Origin of the sequence: Cellulosilyticum sp. I15G10I2 (genome assembly GCF_900095725.1) — a bacterium.
Taxonomy (GTDB): domain Bacteria; phylum Bacillota; class Clostridia; order Lachnospirales; family Cellulosilyticaceae; genus FMMP01.
Genome location: NZ_FMMP01000006.1, coordinates 954,025 through 976,724 on the forward strand (window position 1 = coordinate 954,025; position 22,700 = coordinate 976,724).

Annotated in this window: 25 protein-coding genes; 1 reads left to right on the forward strand and 24 read right to left on the reverse strand. The window is 34.0% G+C overall.

Translation table 11 applies throughout. The features are described from left to right. Positions 1-52: 52 nt before the first annotated feature. Entirely contained in the window at positions 53-739 is a 687-nt protein-coding gene (locus tag BN3326_RS04695; RefSeq protein WP_069997939.1) for a response regulator transcription factor, read from the reverse strand. A gap of 15 nt (positions 740-754) precedes the next feature. Continuing rightward, the gene (locus BN3326_RS04700) at positions 755-1,492 is read right to left on the reverse strand and encodes a helix-hairpin-helix domain-containing protein (RefSeq protein WP_069997940.1); all 738 of its coding nucleotides are present in this window, start codon (positions 1,490-1,492) and stop codon (positions 755-757) included. Positions 1,493-1,607: 115 nt separating this feature from the next. Between BN3326_RS04700 and BN3326_RS04705 the strand changes: the two genes are divergently transcribed. Then, positions 1,608-2,936, forward strand: coding sequence for a D-alanyl-D-alanine carboxypeptidase family protein (locus tag BN3326_RS04705; RefSeq protein WP_069997941.1), 1,329 nt, complete (start codon positions 1,608-1,610; stop codon positions 2,934-2,936). Between the two features lie 50 nt (positions 2,937-2,986). Here the strand turns inward: BN3326_RS04705 and rsfS are convergent, their stop codons facing one another. The 22 genes from rsfS to radC form a co-directional block, all read right to left on the reverse strand. Continuing rightward, on the reverse strand, positions 2,987-3,331 hold the full coding sequence (gene rsfS / locus BN3326_RS04710) for a ribosome silencing factor (protein ID WP_069997942.1): 345 nt from the start codon (positions 3,329-3,331) through the stop codon (positions 2,987-2,989). 20 nt (positions 3,332-3,351) lie between these two features. After that, complete coding sequence (locus BN3326_RS04715) at positions 3,352-4,329, reverse strand: calcium/sodium antiporter (protein WP_069997943.1); 978 nt, start codon at positions 4,327-4,329, stop codon at positions 3,352-3,354. A 29-nt stretch (positions 4,330-4,358) separates the two neighbouring features. Continuing rightward, complete coding sequence (nadD, locus tag BN3326_RS22650) at positions 4,359-5,576, reverse strand: nicotinate-nucleotide adenylyltransferase (RefSeq protein ID WP_069997944.1); 1,218 nt, start codon at positions 5,574-5,576, stop codon at positions 4,359-4,361. Positions 5,577-5,688: 112 nt separating this feature from the next. Then, on the reverse strand, positions 5,689-5,976 hold the full coding sequence (locus BN3326_RS04725; protein ID WP_141722865.1) for a YhbY family RNA-binding protein: 288 nt from the start codon (positions 5,974-5,976) through the stop codon (positions 5,689-5,691). 22 nt (positions 5,977-5,998) lie between these two features. Further along, a complete protein-coding gene (obgE, locus tag BN3326_RS04730) occupies positions 5,999-7,276 on the reverse strand; it encodes a GTPase ObgE (protein WP_069997946.1) in 1,278 nt (425 codons plus the stop codon). Positions 7,277-7,485: 209 nt separating this feature from the next. After that, positions 7,486-7,776: a 50S ribosomal protein L27 gene (gene rpmA / locus BN3326_RS04735; protein ID WP_069997947.1), complete on the reverse strand. Its 291-nt coding sequence runs from the start codon at positions 7,774-7,776 to the stop codon at positions 7,486-7,488. 5 nt (positions 7,777-7,781) lie between these two features. Then, positions 7,782-8,123, reverse strand: coding sequence for a ribosomal-processing cysteine protease Prp (locus BN3326_RS04740; RefSeq protein WP_069997948.1), 342 nt, complete (start codon positions 8,121-8,123; stop codon positions 7,782-7,784). 5 nt (positions 8,124-8,128) lie between these two features. Further along, on the reverse strand, positions 8,129-8,440 hold the full coding sequence (gene rplU, locus BN3326_RS04745) for a 50S ribosomal protein L21 (protein ID WP_069997949.1): 312 nt from the start codon (positions 8,438-8,440) through the stop codon (positions 8,129-8,131). A 136-nt stretch (positions 8,441-8,576) separates the two neighbouring features. Further along, on the reverse strand, positions 8,577-9,992 hold the full coding sequence (locus BN3326_RS04750) for a ribonuclease E/G (RefSeq protein ID WP_069997950.1): 1,416 nt from the start codon (positions 9,990-9,992) through the stop codon (positions 8,577-8,579). Then, entirely contained in the window at positions 9,989-10,681 is a 693-nt protein-coding gene (locus BN3326_RS04755) for a TIGR03936 family radical SAM-associated protein (RefSeq protein ID WP_069997951.1), read from the reverse strand. The genes BN3326_RS04750 and BN3326_RS04755 overlap by 4 nt, the downstream gene beginning before the upstream one ends. Further along, a complete protein-coding gene (locus tag BN3326_RS04760) occupies positions 10,671-12,518 on the reverse strand; it encodes a TIGR03960 family B12-binding radical SAM protein (RefSeq protein ID WP_069997952.1) in 1,848 nt (615 codons plus the stop codon). Before BN3326_RS04760 ends, BN3326_RS04755 begins: the two co-directional genes overlap by 11 nt. A 32-nt stretch (positions 12,519-12,550) precedes the next feature. Then, positions 12,551-12,805 (reverse strand): hypothetical protein, encoded by a 255-nt coding sequence (locus BN3326_RS04765; RefSeq protein ID WP_069997953.1) that lies wholly within the window; start codon positions 12,803-12,805, stop codon positions 12,551-12,553. 136 nt (positions 12,806-12,941) lie between these two features. Continuing rightward, positions 12,942-13,337, reverse strand: a complete 396-nt coding sequence (gene mgsA, locus BN3326_RS04770; RefSeq protein ID WP_069997954.1) for a methylglyoxal synthase — start codon at positions 13,335-13,337, stop codon at positions 12,942-12,944. A gap of 15 nt (positions 13,338-13,352) precedes the next feature. Further along, positions 13,353-14,498, reverse strand: coding sequence for a rod shape-determining protein RodA (gene rodA, locus BN3326_RS04775; RefSeq protein WP_242875942.1), 1,146 nt, complete (start codon positions 14,496-14,498; stop codon positions 13,353-13,355). Between the two features lie 5 nt (positions 14,499-14,503). Beyond that, complete coding sequence (gene minE / locus BN3326_RS04780) at positions 14,504-14,788, reverse strand: cell division topological specificity factor MinE (protein ID WP_083258569.1); 285 nt, start codon at positions 14,786-14,788, stop codon at positions 14,504-14,506. Between the two features lie 13 nt (positions 14,789-14,801). After that, positions 14,802-15,599 carry a septum site-determining protein MinD gene (gene minD, locus BN3326_RS04785; RefSeq protein ID WP_069997957.1) on the reverse strand — a complete coding sequence of 266 codons (798 nt, stop codon included), beginning with the start codon at positions 15,597-15,599 and terminating at the stop codon, positions 14,802-14,804. A gap of 29 nt (positions 15,600-15,628) precedes the next feature. Then, positions 15,629-16,315 (reverse strand): septum site-determining protein MinC, encoded by a 687-nt coding sequence (locus tag BN3326_RS04790; protein WP_069997958.1) that lies wholly within the window; start codon positions 16,313-16,315, stop codon positions 15,629-15,631. A gap of 10 nt (positions 16,316-16,325) precedes the next feature. Next, the gene (locus tag BN3326_RS04795; protein ID WP_069997959.1) at positions 16,326-19,469 is read right to left on the reverse strand and encodes a penicillin-binding transpeptidase domain-containing protein; all 3,144 of its coding nucleotides are present in this window, start codon (positions 19,467-19,469) and stop codon (positions 16,326-16,328) included. A gap of 16 nt (positions 19,470-19,485) precedes the next feature. After that, positions 19,486-19,995, reverse strand: a complete 510-nt coding sequence (gene mreD, locus BN3326_RS04800; protein ID WP_069997960.1) for a rod shape-determining protein MreD — start codon at positions 19,993-19,995, stop codon at positions 19,486-19,488. A gap of 15 nt (positions 19,996-20,010) precedes the next feature. After that, a complete protein-coding gene (gene mreC, locus BN3326_RS04805; RefSeq protein WP_069997961.1) occupies positions 20,011-20,829 on the reverse strand; it encodes a rod shape-determining protein MreC in 819 nt (272 codons plus the stop codon). Between the two features lie 17 nt (positions 20,830-20,846). Beyond that, entirely contained in the window at positions 20,847-21,857 is a 1,011-nt protein-coding gene (locus BN3326_RS04810) for a rod shape-determining protein (RefSeq protein WP_069997962.1), read from the reverse strand. 151 nt (positions 21,858-22,008) lie between these two features. After that, positions 22,009-22,692, reverse strand: coding sequence for a RadC family protein (radC, locus tag BN3326_RS04815; RefSeq protein ID WP_069997963.1), 684 nt, complete (start codon positions 22,690-22,692; stop codon positions 22,009-22,011). Positions 22,693-22,700 lie beyond the last annotated feature (8 nt).

The window sequence follows — 22,700 nt, forward strand, 5'->3', positions numbered from 1 at the left end:
AATGAAAAATAAAATAAATAGTCGCCACCTCAAACTTTGAAACCATTTCATCTTAATCTTTAAAATAATAACCTACCCCCCACTTGGTATGGATATACTCTGGCTGGCCAGGATTCGGTTCTATCTTTTCCCTTAGTCTACGCACGTGTACATCCACTGTACGAACATCGCCTGGATATTCATGTCCCCATATGGTATCTAAAAGCTGATCTCGACTATACACTTTACCTGGATGTGTCGCAAATAACTCCAGCATATCAAATTCTTTTGCTGTAAGATTTATTTCTTGATTTTTAATAAATATTCTTCTGCTATTAACCTCTAAATGCAGTTCGCCTACCTCTATCATCTTTTTATTAGGTTCTTTTTCGCTGTGTGTGGATCTTCTTAAAATAGCTTTTATCCTAGCCTTAAGCTCCAATATATTAAATGGTTTTGTCACATAATCATCAGCACCATATTCAAGTCCCATTATCTTATCCATATCTTCACCTTTTGCTGTAAGCATAATAATAGGGATAGTAGAAAACTCTCTAACAAGCTGACATACCTCTAACCCATTATACTTAGGAAGCATAACATCTAGTATCATAACATCATATTTTCCATTTCTTACATAGTTAAGTGCTTCTTCACCATCATAAGCCGCATCAACTTCCCAACCTTCTTGCTCTAAACTAAATTTTATTCCTTTTACAATAAGTCGCTCGTCATCTACAACTAAAATTTTACTATTCATCGCTCATCCTCCTTTTTATACTGTTATAAATGCTCTTATCTTTTCTAATGTTTTATCACCAATTCCTGAAACATTAAGCAGTTCATCCACCTTTTTAAATCGCCCAATAGTCATACGGTACTCAATAATAGCTCTTGCTTTAACCGCTCCAATGCCCGAGAGGGTCTGAAGATCTTTTTCAGTCGCAGTATTGATATTAATTATATGAGAATATCCCTGCTCACTCATTTTAGAGCCACTTATACTTGTCTCTTGTGAAGCGACTATATCTTTATTGTCGTATGAATTTAATGATTTGTCAATTTCTTCTCCTATTTTAGGAACATATATTTTTTGGTTAGGCGCTACCCTGCTTGCCAAATTCAAATAATTTTTATCAGCATCTAAAGTAAGCCCGCCACCCATTTGAACCACATCATTAATAATAGCTGCGGGATCAACGTAGTAAACACCGGGACACACTATTTCTCCGCATATATAGACAGGTACTTGAGTAGTGGGTGTTGGCCAATAGGTATCATTTTGCTGCAAATCTAAAGGGGCCTGTGGTATATCTGCAGCCTTCTCCTCTTCTAAAGAAGTCATGGTGTTTATATCCTCTGATTCTAAAAGCTGCATGTTATAACTTTCACTACTGAGTTTAATAGATACTTCCTTAGATTTCATTTCTTTAACACTATACCAACTGACATTTAAAATCACCAAAACTAAGCATATGACTGCAATTTTATACTTTTTCAATAATTCTACCATAGAATCACCTCTTATACAAAGTGTTAACATATTTTTAATAAATTAGACTATTTAGCCTTACTAATTTTATATAAATCTGTTATACTAATGGAGTTGAAAGGAGTATATTAGACATATGAGACGTATAATTTCTTTATCACTTTGCTTGCTGATTATGTTCTTAGGTATTTTTCCAACAAGGACCATGGCTGATACTGCTACTGAAAACCTTCCAGTCATCCAAGCTGAATCTGCCATACTCATAGATGCTAAGTCTAAAACTGTTTTATTCGAAAAAAATGCTCATAAAAAACAATATCCAGCAAGTATTACTAAAATTATGACTGCTCTGCTCGCCATAGAAAATCTTTCACCTACAGATTTGATAACATTTTCTAAAGAAGCTATTTTTAGTATTGAAAGAGGAAGCAGTCATATTGGTATGGATGTTGGTGAACAAATCACAGTAGACCAAGCACTTCATGGTGTTCTTTTGATGTCTGCTAACGAAGTGGCTAACGGCCTCGCAGAGGCTGCCAGCGGTTCTATTGAAAACTTTGGCGTTAAAATGACTGAACGTGCCAAGGAACTTGGCGCTGTTAATACGCATTTTGTCAATCCCCATGGTTTACATAGTGCGGAGCAGTATACAACTGCATATGACATGGCATTAATCACAAGCTATATTTATAATAACTCTTATTTTTCCGAAATAATGAGTCATACAACCTACCAGATTCCAAGTACTAATAAAACCACAGAAACGAGATATTTATCTCAGCAGCATCGTCTGATGAATCAACAACGCGACAGTAAAATGTATAGAGCTGATGTTATTGCCGGTAAAACAGGTTACACAGATGTAGCAAGACATACTTTAGTTACTGTTGCAAAACATGGTGATATCGATCTTGTTGCGGTTATCTTAAAGTCTGAGAGAGATAGTTTGTATACAGATACCAATGCCTTATTAAACTATGGCATCAATTCCTACCGCACTCTGAACCTTCATAGTACAGGTACCAGCTTAAAAACATTGCCTATGTATTCAGTTAAAAGCGGACAAACCTATCAGGCAGGTAATTGTTCAATTTCTGTAGAAACACCCTTATCTATTCTTATTCAAAAAGATATTAAAGAGCGTGATATCACAACGCATATTGATCTTCCTGAATATATTGAAATTGGTACAAGTAAAGGAAGTACTATTGGAACGATTACTTATTTGCACGGTACTCAGATATTAGCGAAAAACAACTTACTCATAAAAGATATTGAGTTTTCTCCATCACCTTATCCAACAGTTTTACCCGTATCTAATACGTTGTTAATCGATAAAAAGATCTATTTTATAGTCATTCCAGCGGTACTTATTGTTTTCTTTATAAGCGTTTTGAGACGTATTTTTAAAAGACGCAGAAGAAAAAAAGTGGCCAAACTTAAATTTAATAGACGTATAAAATAATAAATAGAACCTAAAACATGATTTAATCTAATGTTTTAGGTTCTTTCTCATTAGAACGTAATTACTTTTGCATCTTTCCAAAGTCTGTTCAGCCCATAAAACGCAGCATCTTCTTGATGTAAAACGTGCACAATAATGTTACCATAATCTAACAAAATCCATTTGGCTGTTGTATAGCCTTCTTTTTGAAGAAGGGGCACCTGATAATCTGTAAGAAACTCTTCTATTTCATCTGTAATCGCCTGTGTTTGACGTATATTAGTCGCAACAGCAATAATAAAAATATCAGTTAAAGTTGTCAGTTGGTGTACATCCAGCACTTCTATACTTGTTGCTTTTTTATTATTAATTATGTCATATATTTGTTTAGCAAGTATTAATGTGTTTTTATCCAAGTTATTAAAATCTCCTTTCCTTATGCAACAAACACGTTAAGTTGTGTAAAAACTAAGTACCCATAGTAAATAGCAAACATTATTAAGAAAACTTTCCCTTCACTTTTAGATACGATTCTTTCTGATTTACTAAATATATAAAGAACAATCGTGCAAAAAACCATAACTAATAAATCAAGCCCAATAGGATCTTTAGGTATTATATTACCAAATAACGCAGCTGGAAGTCCAGCTACAAAACATATATTAAAGATATTGCTTCCAATAATATTACCAATTGCGATATCTTGCTTACCTTTTTTAGCTGCCATTACAGATGTTACTAGTTCGGGGAGTGATGTGCCAAGCGCAACAATGGTAAGTGCAATAAATCTCTGGCTGACACCAGCTGAAGTTGCTATTTTAGTTGCCGCATTTACAACGAAATTTCCGCCTATAATAATAGCGATAAGTCCAAAAAAACTATATGCAATAGCTAACTTTAGCGGGTACCTCGCTTCTATCTCTTCGCTTTGACCATTTTTAGCCAAATGCAGCAAATAATAAATAAAAATAGTAAAAACAATGAGTATGACGATACCATCACCTCTTGATATCATATTGATATTGCCATTTTGCAGTGGAATATCTAAAAAAAGAACACTGAGCAAAATAGAAACTAAAAGTAAAAATGGAATCTCTTTTTTTATCGTGTTATTCTGAACCCTAATTGGCGCTATAGATGCCGCAATACCTAAGATAAGTACAATATTTAATATATTACTGCCTATAATATTTCCAAGTACCATATCAGTATTATGGCTCAGCATAGCTTTTATACTTACAGCTGCTTCCGGGGCACTTGTCCCAAAAGCAACAATAGTAAGGCCAATAAAGATATCTGGTACATTTAAATTCTTGGCAATAGACGATGCCCCATCTACAAAGTAGTCTGCACCTTTAATTAAGACGACAAAGCCTAAAATAAGAATAACAGCTTGTATCACAATCGTATTCATAATGCCTCCTCATTATTTATCATAACCTTTTATAAATCATATTGTTTGTAGTGTTCAAGCAGCTTAAAAGTGATAGGATGTATTTCTTCGCCTAACAGATGTGTTACATAATTATAAGATGAATAAAGTGCTTTATACATTGCACGATTGAGATCATACAGTGCTAAACTTTTAATTTGCTCTTTGCCTTTATAGGGACTTCTTCCTTCTTCAGTCATATCAGCTAAATAGATAACTTTCTCTAAATCACACATTTCTTCTCTACCCACAGTATGATATCTAATACTATCTAATATAGATGGCTTAGTAATTTTCCATTCGTTTTCAAGCATTGCTGCACCAATCTTGCCATGTGCAAGATCAAGATGTCTTTTTTCAAAATCATCAAGTTCAATCTTATACTGTCTGCATAAGTTCTCTTTTTCTGCTAAAGGCAATTCTTTTGCAATATCATGAAATAATGCTGCAATAAATACTTCATCACAGTTTATTTTATAAACATTGGCAAATTCTATGGCCATTTCAATCACGCCTCTTGTATGTGCATATCTTTTAGGCGACATCTTTGAAGCTACATAACTGCACATACGTTCCCGTTCCTCTGTTGTAAGGTATATTTTATATTCATATAAATTATACTTTTTAATATAATTTTCTACTTCTTGTGGCACTAAATATTTGATAGGTTTCATATTGTGAATTCTGTCTCTAATATTTGAAGAAGATATCGCTAGTGCCGGAACTTCAAGAAAGTGTATACTGGTTTGATATGTTCTTTTAAGCTCTTCAATTTGATGCAGAAGTTCTTCTGTATTATGACCCGGTCTGGTTACAGCTACAAAGTCACAAATTTGAAGTAGTTCCTCTGATTCTTTCCATGTAAGGATTTTATGAATCGCATCTGCTCCCGTAATAAAATATAGCCTAACATCTCTTCCATACACCTTTTTAATTTCTTTTATCGTATCAATTGTGTATGTAACCCCTTCTCGCTCTATTTCAAGGCGCGATACTTTAAAATTTGCATTAGCCGCTGTAGCCAATACTGTCATCAAATATCTGTGCTCACTTGTTGTCATATTGATATTAGACTTATGAGGGGGATGTCCTGTAGGAACAAATAAAACTTCATCAATATTAAACTCATGTCTTACTTCTTCAGCTGTAACAAGATGTCCTATATGAATAGGATCAAAGGTCCCGCCCATTATGGCGAGTTTAGTAATTTGAGATTCCTCAATGCTCATAAAACACTTCTCCTTTGTTCAACTTACCTTCTCTATTATAACCTATTTTTTAAAAATTAAAATATAAAATATAAGAGTTGACTATAAAATAGCAACTCTTAATAAAAGTATATTAGGGTAAAATAATTTTAGGGTTTTTCTTTGAAGGTTTATAAAAAATAATTTTTTTGCCAATCACTTGAACTGGTATAGAATGTGTTCTTTCACTAATCACACTGCTTATATACTTCGGATCTAATAAACAGTTGCTTAAAACACTTACCTTTACAAGTTCTCTTGCCTCTAAGGCTAATAAAATAGCTTCTGTCAGTTCAGGCGTAATCCCATTTTTACCTATTTGAAATATAGGATCTGTAGTTTGTGCCAGAGACTTCAAATAAGCCCTTTGTTTACTTGAAATATTTTGCATTATATTGTCCTTTCTACTTAAAGTACTCAAATTCTAAATCATAAATTCTAACAACGTCACCTTCATGAATATCTGCTTCCTCGAGAGCATCAATAATTCCCCTATCACGTAGATATTTCTGGAAAAATGCAAAGCCTTTTTCAGTATCTAATGCAGTATAACCCATCATCTTCTCAACCCCGATACCTTCTACTGTAAAGTAGCCATCTTCCACTTTAGTAATAGTAAAAGGTGCATTGGAATAATCAGTAACTTCTTCAAATTCTGGCTCAAAAACAACTGTATGATCTGGTACAGTAGCAAGTAAATCCGACGTCTTTTGCATAAGCTCCTGCAAATTCTGATTACCTGCTGCAGATATAGGAATAACTTCTATCCCTTGAGGTTTAAATGCCTGCTCTAGTCTTTGGATGCTTTCCTCAAAATCTCCTATGTCTATTTTATTTGCAGCAATAATTTGAGGTTTATTTTTTAATATTTCGTCATTGTATATATTAATTTCTTTTTGTATTGTATAAACATCTTGTACTGGATCTCTTCCTTCCGTACTTGCCACATCAACTACATGTATAAGAACTTTTGTTCTTTCAACATGTCTTAAAAAATCGTGGCCTAATCCTACGCCCTCAGAAGCACCTTCTATAAGGCCTGGAATATCTGCCATAACAAACTGTTTACCATATTTATTAGTAATCACACCTAAGTTAGGCGCAAGAGTCGTAAAGTGATAATTTGCAATCTTAGGCTGTGCATTGCTTACCATAGATAAAAGTGTAGATTTTCCTACATTAGGATATCCTACAAGTCCTACATCAGCAATCATCTTTAACTCAAGAATGATCCAATATTCTTTTGCCGGTTTACCTTTTTCTGCATATCGTGGCGCTTGTCTGGTTGCTGTTGCAAAGTGTTGATTCCCTTTTCCACCTTTTCCTCCGCTAAAAATAATTTCCCTCTGACTAGGTGCATGAAGGTCTGCAATGACTTTTAACGATTCAGCTTCTCTTATAACTGTTCCCTGTGGTACTCTGATGACTAAATCATTGGCATCTTTACCATGACAGCGCTTTTTGCCGCCATCTTCTCCATTTTGTGCTTTATAATGTTTATTATGTCTAAATTGCATTAATGTATTTACACCGGGATCTACTTCAAAAATAATATGACCGCCTCTGCCACCATCTCCGCCATCAGGACCGCCATTGGGCACATACTTTTCTCTTCTAAATGAAACATGCCCGTCACCGCCTTTACCAGACTTTACAAATATTTTAACTTTGTCTACAAACATAATATCACTCCTTTCGTATATAGTTTGTACACTTTCTTTTATTTCATATAGATTTCACACCTTAAAGTTTAATTAATTCAGGATGTTATTTAATGTGAAATCATTCTGAGGAACAAAATTATAGTAATGAATAACTCAAATTTATATGTTGTTTCTCTATAATACATAAAAAGAAGGTTTCAATCAAACATTGAAACCTTCTACAATAGTTATGCTTCTTGTGCAACTGGATATACAGAAACTTGTTTTTTGTCTCTGCCTTTACGTTCGAATTTAACTTTTCCACTAACTAGTGCAAATAAAGTGTCATCTCCGCCACGTCCTACATTTTCACCTGGATGAATTTTTGTTCCTCTTTGACGATATAAAATGTTGCCAGCTTGTACAAATTGTCCATCTGCTCTTTTAGCACCTAAACGTTTTGATTCAGAGTCACGACCATTTTTAGTAGATCCAACTCCCTTTTTATGAGCAAAAAACTGAAGGTCTAAACGTAACATATCTCTCACCTCCTATTTGTTTTAACTTTGATATAGTTTTCTCCGTACGTTTGTTCAATAGTATTTAAACCTAATACCATTGCATTTAATAATAATTCTGCTTTCTCTGAAGAGTTTTGCAGTTTTCTTTTTGGAAACTCACAATCAAACAATCCTTTTTCTGGATCCATCTTGTGAATGTGTACTTCTTCATCTGTAAATTCATTAATCGAATTTACAGTATTAAATACTAACACACTTATAGCAGCACATATAATATCAGTGCCATGCTCAGCATAGCCTGAATGCCCTTCTATTTTAAAACCCCATAATACTTGATTATGATAATACAGATTTGCACATATCATAAAAATTATGCTTCAATAGCTGTGATTGTCACTTTTGTAAAAGGTTGACGATGACCACGTTTTTTATGGTAAGTCTTTTTAGATTTATATTTGTAAACGATGATTTTTTTACCTTTGCCATCGCCAACAACATCAGCTTTTACTGCTGCACCCGCTACAAATGGCGTGCCAACTGTTAAAGCATCCTCTTGACCTACAACTAAAACATTATCAAATACAATAGAATCACCAGCAGCTACATTTAATTTTTCAACATGAAGACTATCTCCAACTTGAACCTTATATTGTTTGCCACCTGTTTCAATAATTGCGTACATGTGTACACCTCCTCAATCCGAAAACTCGCCGAATATGGTACTGCGCCAGCAGTTTTAAAACCTCTTCGTGCGGCTTAAAACACTTAAACATCTTATCATAGTCCATACTTCCTGTCAACGCTTATTCCCCAAAATACTAACATAAAAACTTATCTTTAAGTCCTTTTTCCATCTTAATCAAGTCGATTTTTATCCCATATTTATCTTCTAAGCTCTGCTTCAAATGATTTTGTGAGAAAAAGTCTATAATATCTTGAGAACACTGTACTGTTATTTGTGTGTTTGTTGTTTGAAAGGCAGTATGCTTAATTCTTTTTTCAATAAGATATGCATTATATTCAAGACTATATTCACCTTGCGGATACTTGCACTGTTCACATGTCTTTAATAATTTCACAGGCACGCTGTTATATTTTTTGCTTCGTGAAATTTGCAACAAGCCAAGCTCTGTAATTGGAAAAACATTTGTTCTTTTATCTCCATACTGAGCGATCATATTTTTGGCATAAAGATAAGCTTGCTCCTTATCTTCTAAATCTGGCATTTCAATTAAATCTACAATAATAATACCCGAGAGATTTCTTCTTAAAATCTGCAAGAGGGCTTCTTTGATAGCCAACTGATTAAGTTCATTAACCGCTTTTTTATGGTTGTTAGATAAAATAGCTTTAGCACTATTTACATCAATAACAGTAAGCGCTTCAGTATAGTCAATAATAATATTCCCCCCATTTTTAAGCCATATTTTTCGGCTCAGGAGGTTATTTATTACTTTTTGAATATCATAAATTTGAAAGAGCTCTTCTTTTTGATCTATACAAATAATTTGAACTATATAGCCTCTTTCTCTATATTCTTTAAGCTCCTCTTCCAAAAGTCTGCCCGTTTCAAGGTCATTACAAATGATTTCTATTTCGTCATGGATGTTAAGGTTTTCAGCTACTACCTGACTATACATAGGCGGCTCTTTAAATAAAACAGCACCTTTTGAAAGATTATCTTTTACTTTCATCAAATGGTCTACTTGCTTAACAAGCCCTTTTGCATCTTCTTCGATATCTTCTATCGCCACATATTCTGCATGAGTTCTTACGATAAATCCGTACTTGGCAGATGCAATTTGAACTAAGCGCTCTTTGAGCTTTTTTCTGAGCGCCTGATTCTTTATTTTTTTTGAGATACTTATACCTTCTTCAAAAGGTAAACATACAAGATACTTCCCTTTTATATTTATTTTCGCAGTTAATTTATGGCCCTTTTCTCCCTCATTTTGTTTAACAATCTGTATGGGTAGCCTTACCCCTTGATTCATTTTACCTTTATACATTGCAGGAACCTGCAATAAATGAAGTAAGCCTTTTTTTTCATCCCCGTAATCTACAAATGCTGCATTTAAATTTTTAACAACTTTATCAATTTGTCCCACCACTACTTTGTTTTGATCATCAGGATTTAAATTAGAATCAATATAGGTTGTAATAAGCTGATTATCAAGGAGTATTGCCAGCCTTGTAAATACAACTGTTTTTTCAATAAGTATGATCTTTTTCATTCTCTTCTCCTATAGTTCTCCAGTGCTATATAGGCATCTTGATCATACGTATAAAGTTCCTTTCTAGTTATACTTACATTGGGTGCCTCTTTATCACCACTATTTAAAATGGCTTTTAAAAAAAGCTGAGGACTTAAATTCTCACCGCTTCCAGCTAATGCTTTAAGCATTATAATCAAATGTTCTGGCGTTTCATTAATACTGTATTCGAGTATCATAGGCTTGATATTAATTGTTTTCATTCCCTTTTTACCCTTTTTTTGAATCATAATTTCTTCACGGCTTAACCGCTCTTCAATCACGCTTTTTGATAATTCTTTAAACGTCTCCTTGATAAGAACTATCTCATAGCTTGCTGCATGCACTAAACTCATCAATGAAGCACTACCCTCTTCAGCTAAAAATGCCTGTGTAATATGAATACCTTCTACTAAAACATTGTTTAGCATTTGTTTAACTTTTTCAGGAACCATATCAGAGACTGTCACAATATCCATATATTCACCTACACTGCCTACACCTACTGATAATGGCATTGCAAAGTAAACTAAAGAGTGAGGATTAAAGCCTTGAGAATAAGCTATAGGTATGCCAGCTACTTTTATCGCTCTTTGAAACAATCTAATAGTATCTAAATGACCAACAAACTTAACGTGTCCTTGTTTTATAAATTTCAATCTAATTTTCATTACATACTCCTTTTCCGAGCCCATTTATACCGCAGCCTGAACATTTTTCCTTGCAATTAGGGGTAGTAACAATTTCTTTTGCTTTTTCATTTTCTTTCTTTAGAAACGCTTTTGTCACACCAATGTCAATATGATCCCATGGCAAAATTTCATCATACTGACGTTCTCTATTCGCATAAAAATCAAAATTTATTTGCGAACTTTCGGCTGCTTGTTCCCATTTCTGGTAATTAAAATGTTCACCCCAGCTGTCAAAGGTACAGCCGTTTTTATACGCATCATAAATAAGTCTTGATACCCTTCTATCACCGCGCGCAATAACAGCTTCTAGAATACTTGTCTTAGCATCATGATGATTATATTTTATTTGCTTTCTTGTAATTGTATTTCTTAATAAGTTATGTTTTTCCATAAAACTTTGGGTGCTATCTTGAGAAGCCCATTGAAAGGGTGTAAATGGCTTCGGTACAAAACACGACGTGCTGACAACAAGCTGTAGCCCCCCTTGTCTTTTTTCCTTATCTACTTGATAATAGGTGCTTACAATCCTTTCAGACAATCTAGCGATTTCTTGTACATCTTCAGCGGTCTCACCAGGAAGTCCTAACATAAAATAAAGTTTTACACGATTCCATCCACCTTCAAATGCTAATTTGCACCCCTCTAATATCTCTTCTTCTGTTATATTTTTATTAATAACGTCTCTTAATTTTTGGGAGCCAGCTTCCGGGGCAAAAGTTAAGCTGCTTTTTCTTACTTCTTGTACCCTCTGCATTAAATTAACAGAAAATGCATCTATACGTAATGAAGGCAAAGAAATATTAACAAACTCATTTTGACATAGATCCATTAATTCTTCGGAAAAATTCTGCAAATCATCGTAGTCACTTGTACTTAAGGATGCAAGTGATATTTCTTCATATCCGGTAGATTGCAGTAGATTCTTAGCGTGTTTAATAAGCTCTTCCTTGCTTTTTTGTCTTACGGGTCTATAAATCATACCCGCTTGACAAAATCTACAGCCTCGTATACATCCTCTAAACATTTCTAAAGCTACTCTATCATGAACAGCTTGTATCCATGGTACTATTTGTGTACTTGGATAGAATACATTATCCATATCCTCTACGATAACCTTTTGAATGCGCGCTTTTGCCTTTGGATGCGTTGGTATTTTTGCCTTTATAGTGCCATCATCATAATAAGTTTCTTCATAAAAACAAGGAATATAAAGACCATCAATATCTAGTAGTTTTATTAAAAATTCTTTTTTTGTACCTCCGTCTGCTTTCCATATCTTATATTGATCAAACAGCTCATCATATGAGACCTCGCCTTCCCCAATATAAAAGATATCAACAAATGGTGCTAAGGGTTCAGGATTGTACGCACAGGGCCCCCCCGCAATAATAAAGGGATCTTCCTCTGATCTGTCTGCACTGTAGGCGGGTATATTAGCAAGATCCAACATATTTAATATATTTGTATAGCTCATCTCATACTGTAATGTAAAACCTACAAAATCAAACATCTTAAGCGGGGTGTGCGTTTCTAGTGAAAATAGAGGAACCTGATTCACTCTCATTAATTGCTCCATATCTATCCAAGGAGCAAATACTCTTTCGCAATAAACATCTTCTCTTCTATTAAAAAAATGATAAAGTATCTGCATCCCTAAGTGGCTCATTCCTACTTCATAAACATCAGGAAAACAGAATGCAAATCTTAGCATTTGCTCACCAACAGTTTTTTTATAGCTGTTAAGTTCCCCTCCTATATATCTAGCAGGTTTATCTACTTGATTTAAAATTGAATCTGGTAAGTATACTTGTGTCATCTCATCCTCCGTAATTTGTTAGGGTATAAAAATTAATCACCATACTCACTAAGCGTGTCTTTAACATAATCCATTATAGACTGAACATCTTGTAATGCTATATCTTTAGTGAGATGTGTATTGATAAAATTTTTAATCTGTGTATTATTCTCCGTATTAAGTGCCATAAAAATACCTATTGTAATAAAAGTTGATAAAACAAGTTGATGTAAAAACGTATCAAGCAGATTCCGTTCTGTTTCGCCCTGTTGTGTTTCCCATGGTCTTTTTCTTTTTACTTCTCGCATATAGGATCACCTCTAAATATATTTATTATTAATATATATGGGACAAGTAAAAAACTTATTCTATGTTACAGCAAAATAAAAAAGACTTAAAAAAGTCTTTTAAACTTGAAAAGTCTTTTAGGCTTACAGCAGGTGCCTATCTCATGATATCACGCCAACTTAAGTCTCCTCTTTCTAATGCTTTGATTAATAATTCTGCTGTTGCTAGATTTGTAGCAATAGGTATATTATGAATATCACATAATCTCTCTAAACTCCCAAGATCTGGTTCATGTGGTTTTTGTGATACAGGGTCTCTTAAAAAGATGACCATATCTACTTGATTATGAGCAATTTGTGCACCTAACTGTTGTGCACCACCTAAATGTCCTGCTAAATACTTATAAATATTTAGATTAGTAGCCTCTTCAACAAGTCTGCCAGTTGTTCCTGTTGCGTATAAAGTATGCTTCGTTAAAATATGTCTATAAGCTATTGTAAAGTTCTCCATAAGTTTCTTTTTTGCATCATGTGCAATTAGTGCTACATTCATTTTATCAAACCTCCTTTAGAACATCGTTTCTTCTTTACTCATTGCAACATTTAAAACCAAACCCATTCCCATCATGTTTGCCCACAAAGAACTGCCTCCATAGCTAATAAATGGAATAGGTATCCCTGTATTGGGTAATAAATCTGTTACTACTCCCATATTGACAAAGGACTGCATAGCAATCATGCCAATATAGCCTACTACTATTAATTTTCCAAAATCATCTATTGCTGCATGTGCAATCCAAAATCCCCTGGCAATAAATATTAATATAAGCGCAATTACAACTGTTGCACCTATAAAACCAAATTCTTCACCAACAACTGCAATAATAAAGTCATTATGCGATTCTGGTAAATAGTTAAGCTGACTAATTGATCCTTTATAAAGGCCTTTTCCTTCGAGTCCTCCTGAGCCAATAGCATGTATTGCTTGATTAGTTTGATATCTTTCAGCTAAATTATCTCCTCCTATAATTTTATTAACTATTCTATCTCTTTGATAGGAGGCAATTAATTTTTGATTTGGACTTTTAACAATATATACAAATGCAGAACTTACAATTATTATACCTATTACAACTGTTGTTAAAATATATCTTATATTTAACTTTGTTACAAATAATTGTATCACTAAAATGATAATTAGTACAATACTTGTTGATAAATTAGGTTGTCTATTAATCAAAATAAAAGGAATAAACTCAAACAATCCTATAATGAGTATGGGCCATAATGCATTAATTTTCTTTTGATAGTTATCAATAAGTTTAGCCCCGCATAAAATCATTGAGATTTTTGCAAACTCTGAGGGTTGAATTTGTTGATTACCAATCATAATCCATCTTGCTGCGCCATTTACATTCTTTCCTATAAAAAACACAGCGATAAGCATAACTACAGTAATGCCATAAATAACTAAATACCAATCACCAAGCATATGGTAATCTATACTCATTACAATAATCATTAAAACAAGTCCTACCACAAAATGAATAATTTGTTTCCTCACTAAACTATCATCGCCGGAATAAGCAGTTGCACTGCTGATCGCTAAAACCCCAATCGCTGTTAATGCTATAATAATAAGTATGAGAAATAGATCAATTTGTTTAAAATAATTTTTAATAGGCATTTGTAATATGTTAATCCTTTCTATCATTAAAGCTATTTTACTTTCTTTAAGTTTTTAATCGGTATATTGGCAGACAAAACCGGGGCCTTTTTACCGCCTTCTTCATATTGCATGTTCGCAATTTCAATATTAAATTCGTCTGTATCGATATCTACATACTTAGATATAACAGCTAAAATATCTGCTCTCATCATTTCTAATAATTCAGTTGAACAGTTAATTCTATCATGAATGAGAACTAGTTTTAATCTATCTTTTGCCACCGAGCTTGACTTATTCTTTCTACCAAATAAACTATTAAAATCCAGCATCCCTATCACCCTCTTTTATTTAATTACCAAATCCAAAAACTTTTTTTAGTTTGCCAACAAAGTTATTTCCTGTTGATAAATCTAAAAAAGGTACGTCTTTTCCTTCTACTCTATCAGCAATATTACGAAATGCTTTGCCTGCTAAAGTATGTGCTTCGATTGCTGCTGGTTCACCTTTATTTGTAGAAACAACAATATTCTCATCATCTGGAACAACGCCAATTAAGTCAATTGCTAAAATTTCTACTACATCGTCCATTGCCATCATATCTCCGCGTTTCACCATATTCATTCTTACACGATTTATAATGAGCTGTGTATTAGAAATGCCATGAGATTCCAATAATCCAATAATTCTATCTGCATCTCTAACCGCTGAAACTTCTGGCGTTGTGACAACTAATGCGCGATCCGCCCCCGCTATTGCGTTTTTAAATCCTTGTTCTATTCCTGCTGGACAGTCTAGAATAACATAATCAAAATCTTCTTTTAAAGAATCACAAAGCTTTTTCATCTGTTCTGGGCTTACAGCATTTTTATCCCTTGTTTGAGCTGCTGGAAGTAAAAACAACCCTTCAAAACGTTTATCTTTAATTAATGCTTGTTTAAGTCTGCATCTCCCCTCAACTACATCAACTAAATCGTATACAATCCTGTTTTCAAGTCCCATAACCACATCTAAGTTACGAAGTCCTATATCAGCATCTACCAGTACAACTTGTCTTCCTAATAATGTTAAAGCAGTTCCTACATTTGCAGAAGTAGTCGTTTTGCCAACGCCACCTTTACCCGAAGTAATTACAATTACTTGACTCATCTTTAGCCCCCCAATAATATTTATTAGTTTTATTTTAACATATGATTTAATGTTTTAACATCAATTTGATCCATATAGATTTGATCTTCTTGCAAATACGCTATTTGTGGTATATTATTACTCAGACTGTAAACTGGCTCATTATTTGGGGATTGTGCAATAATATTACCAATTCCTATTTGGATTGGTGCCATCAAAGAGGCAACTACAAAAGGTTTTTTAAAATCCTTATCCATACCAGCATGCACCTTGCCTTTTAATGCACCCAGTATGATAACATTTCCCCCAGCTGTAACAAGTCCCCCAGGGTTCACATCTCCCAAAACAACTATGTTGCCCTGATAATTTATATGATGCCCTGACCGCACTATACCATAATGGAAATGAGTAAGGGATGCATATTGACTATCAATTTGCTCCTTAAGCCAAAGCAAATAGTTATCTTCTTGCTTACTTTCTTGTTCAAAATCATGAAGAAATGAAATGTTAATAATATTTTGATTGGTAAGAAGCATAAGAAGTCTGTCTTGCTGTTCTCGGGTTAAAGATCTCCCTTTAAATCTTACACTCACTCTAGATCCTTTAAAGAAACTCTTTGAATACTCAAGCTTTTCTTTAAAGTGGTAAAGAATTTTTTCAAAATCAGCATCCTGATCCAGTAACACGATAATGCCATCTGCTGTTCCTTTAAAAACAACAACATTTTCCTCTCCCATATTTTCCCCTCTATTCTATAAACATATTATCTAAAGTTGTTTTTTCTCCTTCAAGATTAAGTTTAAAATAGCTCATTAGCATATCTTTAGCTATAAGATTACCGTATTTACCTAAACCATCTGAGTTGTAAATAGCGACTACAATAGCAATTTCTGGTTTATCGAAAGGCGCAAATCCCACAAACCAACTATGCTCATGGCTGCCTTCTTGAGCCGTTCCAGTTTTGCCAGCAACATCAAAAGGCAAGTCATTAAAAACTTCTCTTGCTGTACCTTCTCTGCCCTTAGTGACTGCTAACATCCCTTTATGAATTTCACTCATTGTATTTTCTGATACCTGTATATCCTTAATATTTTTAACACCAGAACTTGTATATTCTAATGCACCCTTATTGTCAAATATACCATTTACAATCTTAAGATCAAATGTTTGTTTACCATTAGCTATACCTGCAATATAGCGTGACATCTGAAGTGGTGAAAAAGCATTAAATCCCTGTCCGATAGCAGTACGTACTGTAAGTCCATCTGTCCATTCCATCTCAATGCCGCTTAAGAGATTATTTGCAATTGCATTAATAATATTGGCTCTTATTTTAATCATAATATATTCTTTATAATAATCTTTCTGGCTATCAAGTTCATTAATTCTTCGATTTAATTCCTGCGCTATTTCACTGTTGCTATTTTTTCTAACTTCATTTCTATAAGCTACAGTATAAGCATGGTCATAAGCATCAATAATAGCATTAGGATCTATAGCATCAATAATTAGTTTAAGACGCTTATAAACAGGATCACCTATCATAGCATCCAACTCCTGAAGAAGATTCCCTTTCGTTTTTAATTTTAAGGAGCGTTTTGAAATATCATTAATTGTATTATTTACAATAGTTCTAATAGATGCATCTGCACTTAACTGCAAATAGGTGCTTATTTCTGTATAAAATTGTCCAAGTAACTCGTCATACTCGGAAGCTAAGGCTTCTTGAAGTGCTGGTTCTAACTTGCGTTTGAGTTCATATTGAATAAGATAGTCAATATGAGTATTAAGGTCAGAACTTCCTGAATCAATAACTGGATAAACACCTTTACTTAAAGTATCTTTAATATCTGTAATTCTTTTAAGGGTAATATCTGGGTTCATGTTTTTTAACGAATTAAATCCATCGGTGATACGACGTTGCACTAAATTCCTTGGTGTTGACACATTAGGTGGTGTCTCGGCAAGTTCTATCCCTGTTGATTGATCAAGTCCAAACATTTGTACATATTTAGTTAATGTATCAATATTGGTATAAGGATTAGCAGCACCCTTACTTAATCTATACACAACTTCATAGAAAAAGTAATTACATGATACTTCAAGTGCCCTCGATAAATTAGTGTTGCCATGTCCTCCTCCAGATCGAGATAACACCCAGCACCTTGGATAAGGTTCGCCAGCCTTTGTAAAAGTCCCAGTGTCAAATATTACTGTTGAAGGCGTTATAACCTCTTCTTCAAGACCAGCTATTCCAGTAATCATCTTAAAAGTAGATCCTGGTGCTTTTGTTGTCATAAGTGATCGGTTCCACAACATGCTTCGCTTATCTATGCCATCAAAAAGCATCGACCAATACTGATTGAAATTCATAATCATTTCATTACTGTCAAATGAAGGGTATCCTACTATACTCAGTACCTCGCCAGTGTTAACATCAACAGCTACTGCTGCCGCACTAAATGGATCTACTGCCAACTGCTTCGGTTTTAAATAACCCTTTTCTAATTGCTCAATCAGCAATTGTTCTGTACTGCCATATAAATTGCCTTGCATTATTTTTATATTATTATCACTCAAGGTAATAGATCCTTGTTCATGCATAGCTAATAGTATTTGTTTTTCAGTTACAAGCCCCGTATCTTCTTCAAGCCATTGAATAAGTAACTCTTTAAGGGATAAGTCCTTTCGTATAAGTACATCAATTTCTTCATAAGCCTTGATTAATTGAGTGTATAATTGATTTTGCATAGATGCCAAAGGCTCGGCTTGCATCTCATTTATACTGAGTTGATTACTTTCTATCATAGAAATAATGAGCTCTTTGCTTTTAAGTGGTTTGATATACTTGGTACCGCCTTTAAGACGTTCAACTAAAGCAGCACTAAGTCTTCTTTCAATGCTATCATAAGTATCTCTTTGAAAATCTAAGTCTACTGTTAAAAATATGTTATTACCCTGCACTTGATCTTCCCGCGCAATAGTATGAACACGTCTTCCTAAATTATCTACTTCGACTACTTCACTGCCCTTTTGACCTCTAAGTTCTTGTTCCATAGACTGTTCAATACCAACTTGTCCAACAACATCTGTCTTATCATACCCTAAATCTTTCATTTGTTCATATTGAGCATCTGTTATAGTCCTTGTATAGCCAAGTATATTGCCAAACAATTCTCCTTCAGTGTAGTGTCTAATGGGTTCAACATCTACAATAACACCTGGAAACTTTGAGTGATTCTCTTCTATTTCATTAACTGTTTTATCTGAGATATTAGTAGCAATGTTAACTAACTTATATTGATAATAAGCTAATTTATAAATTTCAGAACGCAAGCCAATAATTTTCCTTGCATCACTATCTCCTATAGTATCACTGATTTCAAACTGCTTCTTAAGGTAATTAACAAGTTCAGGCGCTGTATAGGTCAAAAGTTCTTGTCTATGTTCATCACTATTATAAGGAATAGAATAAATAAAACTTTTAATTTGACTTTTCTCTCCTGTAAATTCAAAGGGTGCTTTTTTTGAAATGGGCACATTATCGATAGCCCTGTCTCCATTTTTTTCTATTACTTGCATTACATCTAATAAAGTTTGATTAAGCTGACTTTTTTTCATTCTTACCTGTTGATCAAATTTCAAAACATTCATAGGTTTATTTACAGCAAGTGGCCTACCATACCTGTCAAAAATAAGTCCGCGAGTAGCAGGTATTTCAATTGTTCTTTGGACACTCGCTCTTAAGTCATTTGCATACTGGTCATAATTAATAACCTGAAGTGTATAAAACTTTAAAAGCAACACCAGAAACAAAAAACATATAGTAATAAACATGATGAAAATTCTATTTTTAAAGATGAGTAGGAGCTTATTTATACCTTTTTTCACCTACTTACCCTCCCTACTAAAATATATTTCTAGTTTTTCTTTCATTGTATTCTATTTTTTCATTAATAACATAAGCAAACTGATAAATTACCAATGATAAAGTAATGGTATAAATAAGTTCTGGAATAATAATAGATTTAGTAAAGAAAATAAAATTTATTTTACCTCTTAGTATAAATCCTAACATAGATACGGTACTATAAAATAAACTGCTGAATAATGTACATATAAATGGAATAATAAAATTTTCTCTATAGAAATTCTTATTGAATTTTCCGCATATATAGCCAATAATAGCATATATCACAGCACCGGGTCCCAAAAAGGTCCCAAAAGAAATGTCATTTAACAAACCAGCTGCTATACCAATAATACATCCTTCTTTACTGCCCCTTAAAAGTGCAAACGATACAATAATCATAATCATAAAATTAGGCGCAACATCCCCAATTCTTAAGACTTGAAAAAGGGTCGTACTTAAAGCATGCATAAGAAGAAGTAAAATGCTTATAATAGATATTCTCATTTTATCCTCCCCCTGCTAATCATCAGCACTTTCAATAACTAGAATTTGTTCTAAATATTTAAAATCTACTATCGGCTTAACATAGGCATATTGCGTCAAACCATTTTTGCCTTGTGCAATTTCTTCGATTGTTCCAATAGGAATTCCTGGCGGGTAGATTGAGCTTAGATGAGAAGTTATGACTTGGTCTCCCTTAACAACCTCTGACTCTATATTGATTTCGAGTTTACACAGCCCTCTATTTGCAAGTTCAATATCTCCTCTTAATATGCCGGTATCTCCAGTTCTTACTATCTTAGCACTTACAGAACTTCGATCATCAATAATTGAAAGTACTTTTGAAGATATACTTGTAGCACTTAATACACGTCCCGCCAATGCACCATTTGCTAGAATAACACTATTTTCGTAAACATGATGATTTGTGCCTTTATCGATATTAAAGATCTTATACCAATTACCCGATTCTTTTCCGATAACATTTGCGCCTACTCCCTCATAGTCACGATAACGCTGTTTCATCTCTAAAAGGTTTTTCAGATTATTATTCTCGTTCTTATATTCAGCAAGAATTGTATTTTCATACACTAACTTTTCGTTCTCTTGTTTAAGGATTTCATTTTCTGTAATCAGTAGTTGTATATCCTTGAAATAGTGTGTAAAACCAGTTGTTTGATCTGAAACAAAAATAATTGACTTCTGAACAGGATATAAAATATAATTTACCGCTGTGCTAATAATAGGGATTTTGTATTTTGCCCCAATTATTAACACAACAATGCAAGTTACACCTGCTATAATTCCCACTTTTTTAAATTTTTTATTAAATTTCAAGGTACTCTCTCCTTGTTTTACTTGTCATCAGCCAAAAGCGCTGCCCATTTCTCTATGTCCTCTAGTGCATAACCCGTTCCTTTAGCTACACAGTCCAGGGGATCTTCAGCTATTTTTACGGGCATACCGGTTTCTAAGCTTATCAATGTATCAAGTCCTGTAAGGAGTGCGCCGCCTCCAGTTAGCATAATTCCACTTTCAATAATGTCTGCTGAAAGCTCTGGAGGTGTTTTTTCAAGAGTATATTTAATAGCATCAATAATAGCATTAACTGGCTCTTTAATAGCTTCCGTAACTTCAGTAGATGTAATAGTGAGAATTTTAGGAAGGCCTGTTACTAAATCTCTTCCTCTTATCTCCATTGTCGCATCTTCCCCGATAGGATAAGCTGCTCCGATATTAATTTTGATTTGTTCTGCTGTTCGTTCACCAATCATTAAATTATATTCTCTTTTAATATATGAAACGATGTATTCATCAAACTCATCTCCAGCTATACGCAGTGATTTGCTTGCTACAATACCACCCAGAGAGATAACTGCAACATCTGTAGTCCCTCCGCCAATATCAACAACCATATTGCCAGTAGGTTCTTCGACTCTTAAATGTGCCCCTATTGCTGCCGCCATTGGCTCTTCCATAATAAGTGCTTTTTTGGCTCCTGCTTTTTCTGTGGCTTCTTCAACAGCCCTCTTTTCTACTGACGTAACCCCTGAAGGCACACAAACAATTACCCTTGGTTTAGGTGTGAATAGTGACTGCTTATAGGCCTTTCCAATAAAATACCTTAACATAGCCTCTGTTGTCGCAAAATCTGCTATAACACCATCTTTCAAAGGTCTAATTGCCACAATACTTCCAGGGGTTCTACCTATCATTTGTTTTGCTTCATCACCTACTGCAAGTACTTCATTTGTTTTTTCTTTAATAGCAACTACTGATGGTTCATTTACTACTATTCCCTTTCCTTTAACAAACACAAGTGTGTTAGCTGTTCCAAGGTCTATACCCATATCTTTTCCAAACATTTTAAATGTCCTCCTAATAAAATCTATATTCTATTTCTTTTATTGACAAAATCCATATTTACCATCATACAGTGTTTTTTTATCTTTTTCAACAGGTTGATACTAAATAAACATATAAAAGTTAAATTTTGTAAGATTATGTTTTTAACTCTTAAATAGTGTTTTCCTCTTTTAAACTTATATAACTTCCGTCTCCGATAATAATATGATCTAAAAGCGGAATGCCCATCATATTTCCCGCTTCCTTAAGTCTTTTTGTAATTTGAATATCTTCTTTACTCGGCGCGGGATCGCCGCTTGGATGATTGTGAACTACAATAATACTGTGAGCAGATTTTTGTACAGCTACTTTGTAGACTTCTCTTGGATGCACAATAGATGCTGTCAAACTTCCCGTTGATATGACTTTATGTCCGAGCATTTTACATTTCGCATCTAGTAAGATTACAACAAAGTTTTCTTCCTTTAAGTGTCTCATATCCTCCATAAAATAATCTGATATTGTTTTTGGGGAGGAAACTTTTAGTGAATAAGTGTGTTTTTGTCGGGTAATTCGCCTGCAAAGTTCTAATAAAGCTAGGATTTGAAGTGCTTTCACTTTGCCTATACCTTTTATGCGATAAAGTTCTTCAAAAGTAGTTTGATAGAGCGAAATAAGTGAGGGCTCTTTTTCATGCATAGTCAGAATACTGGCCGCAACCTCTTCTGCATTGCTATCTTTAGTACCACTTCTGATTAGTATAGCCAATAGCTCAATATCCGTAAGGGCTCCTTCGCCATATTTTTCAAACTTCTCACAAGGTCTGCTGTACAATGGTTTATCTTGTATACGCATATCACGCC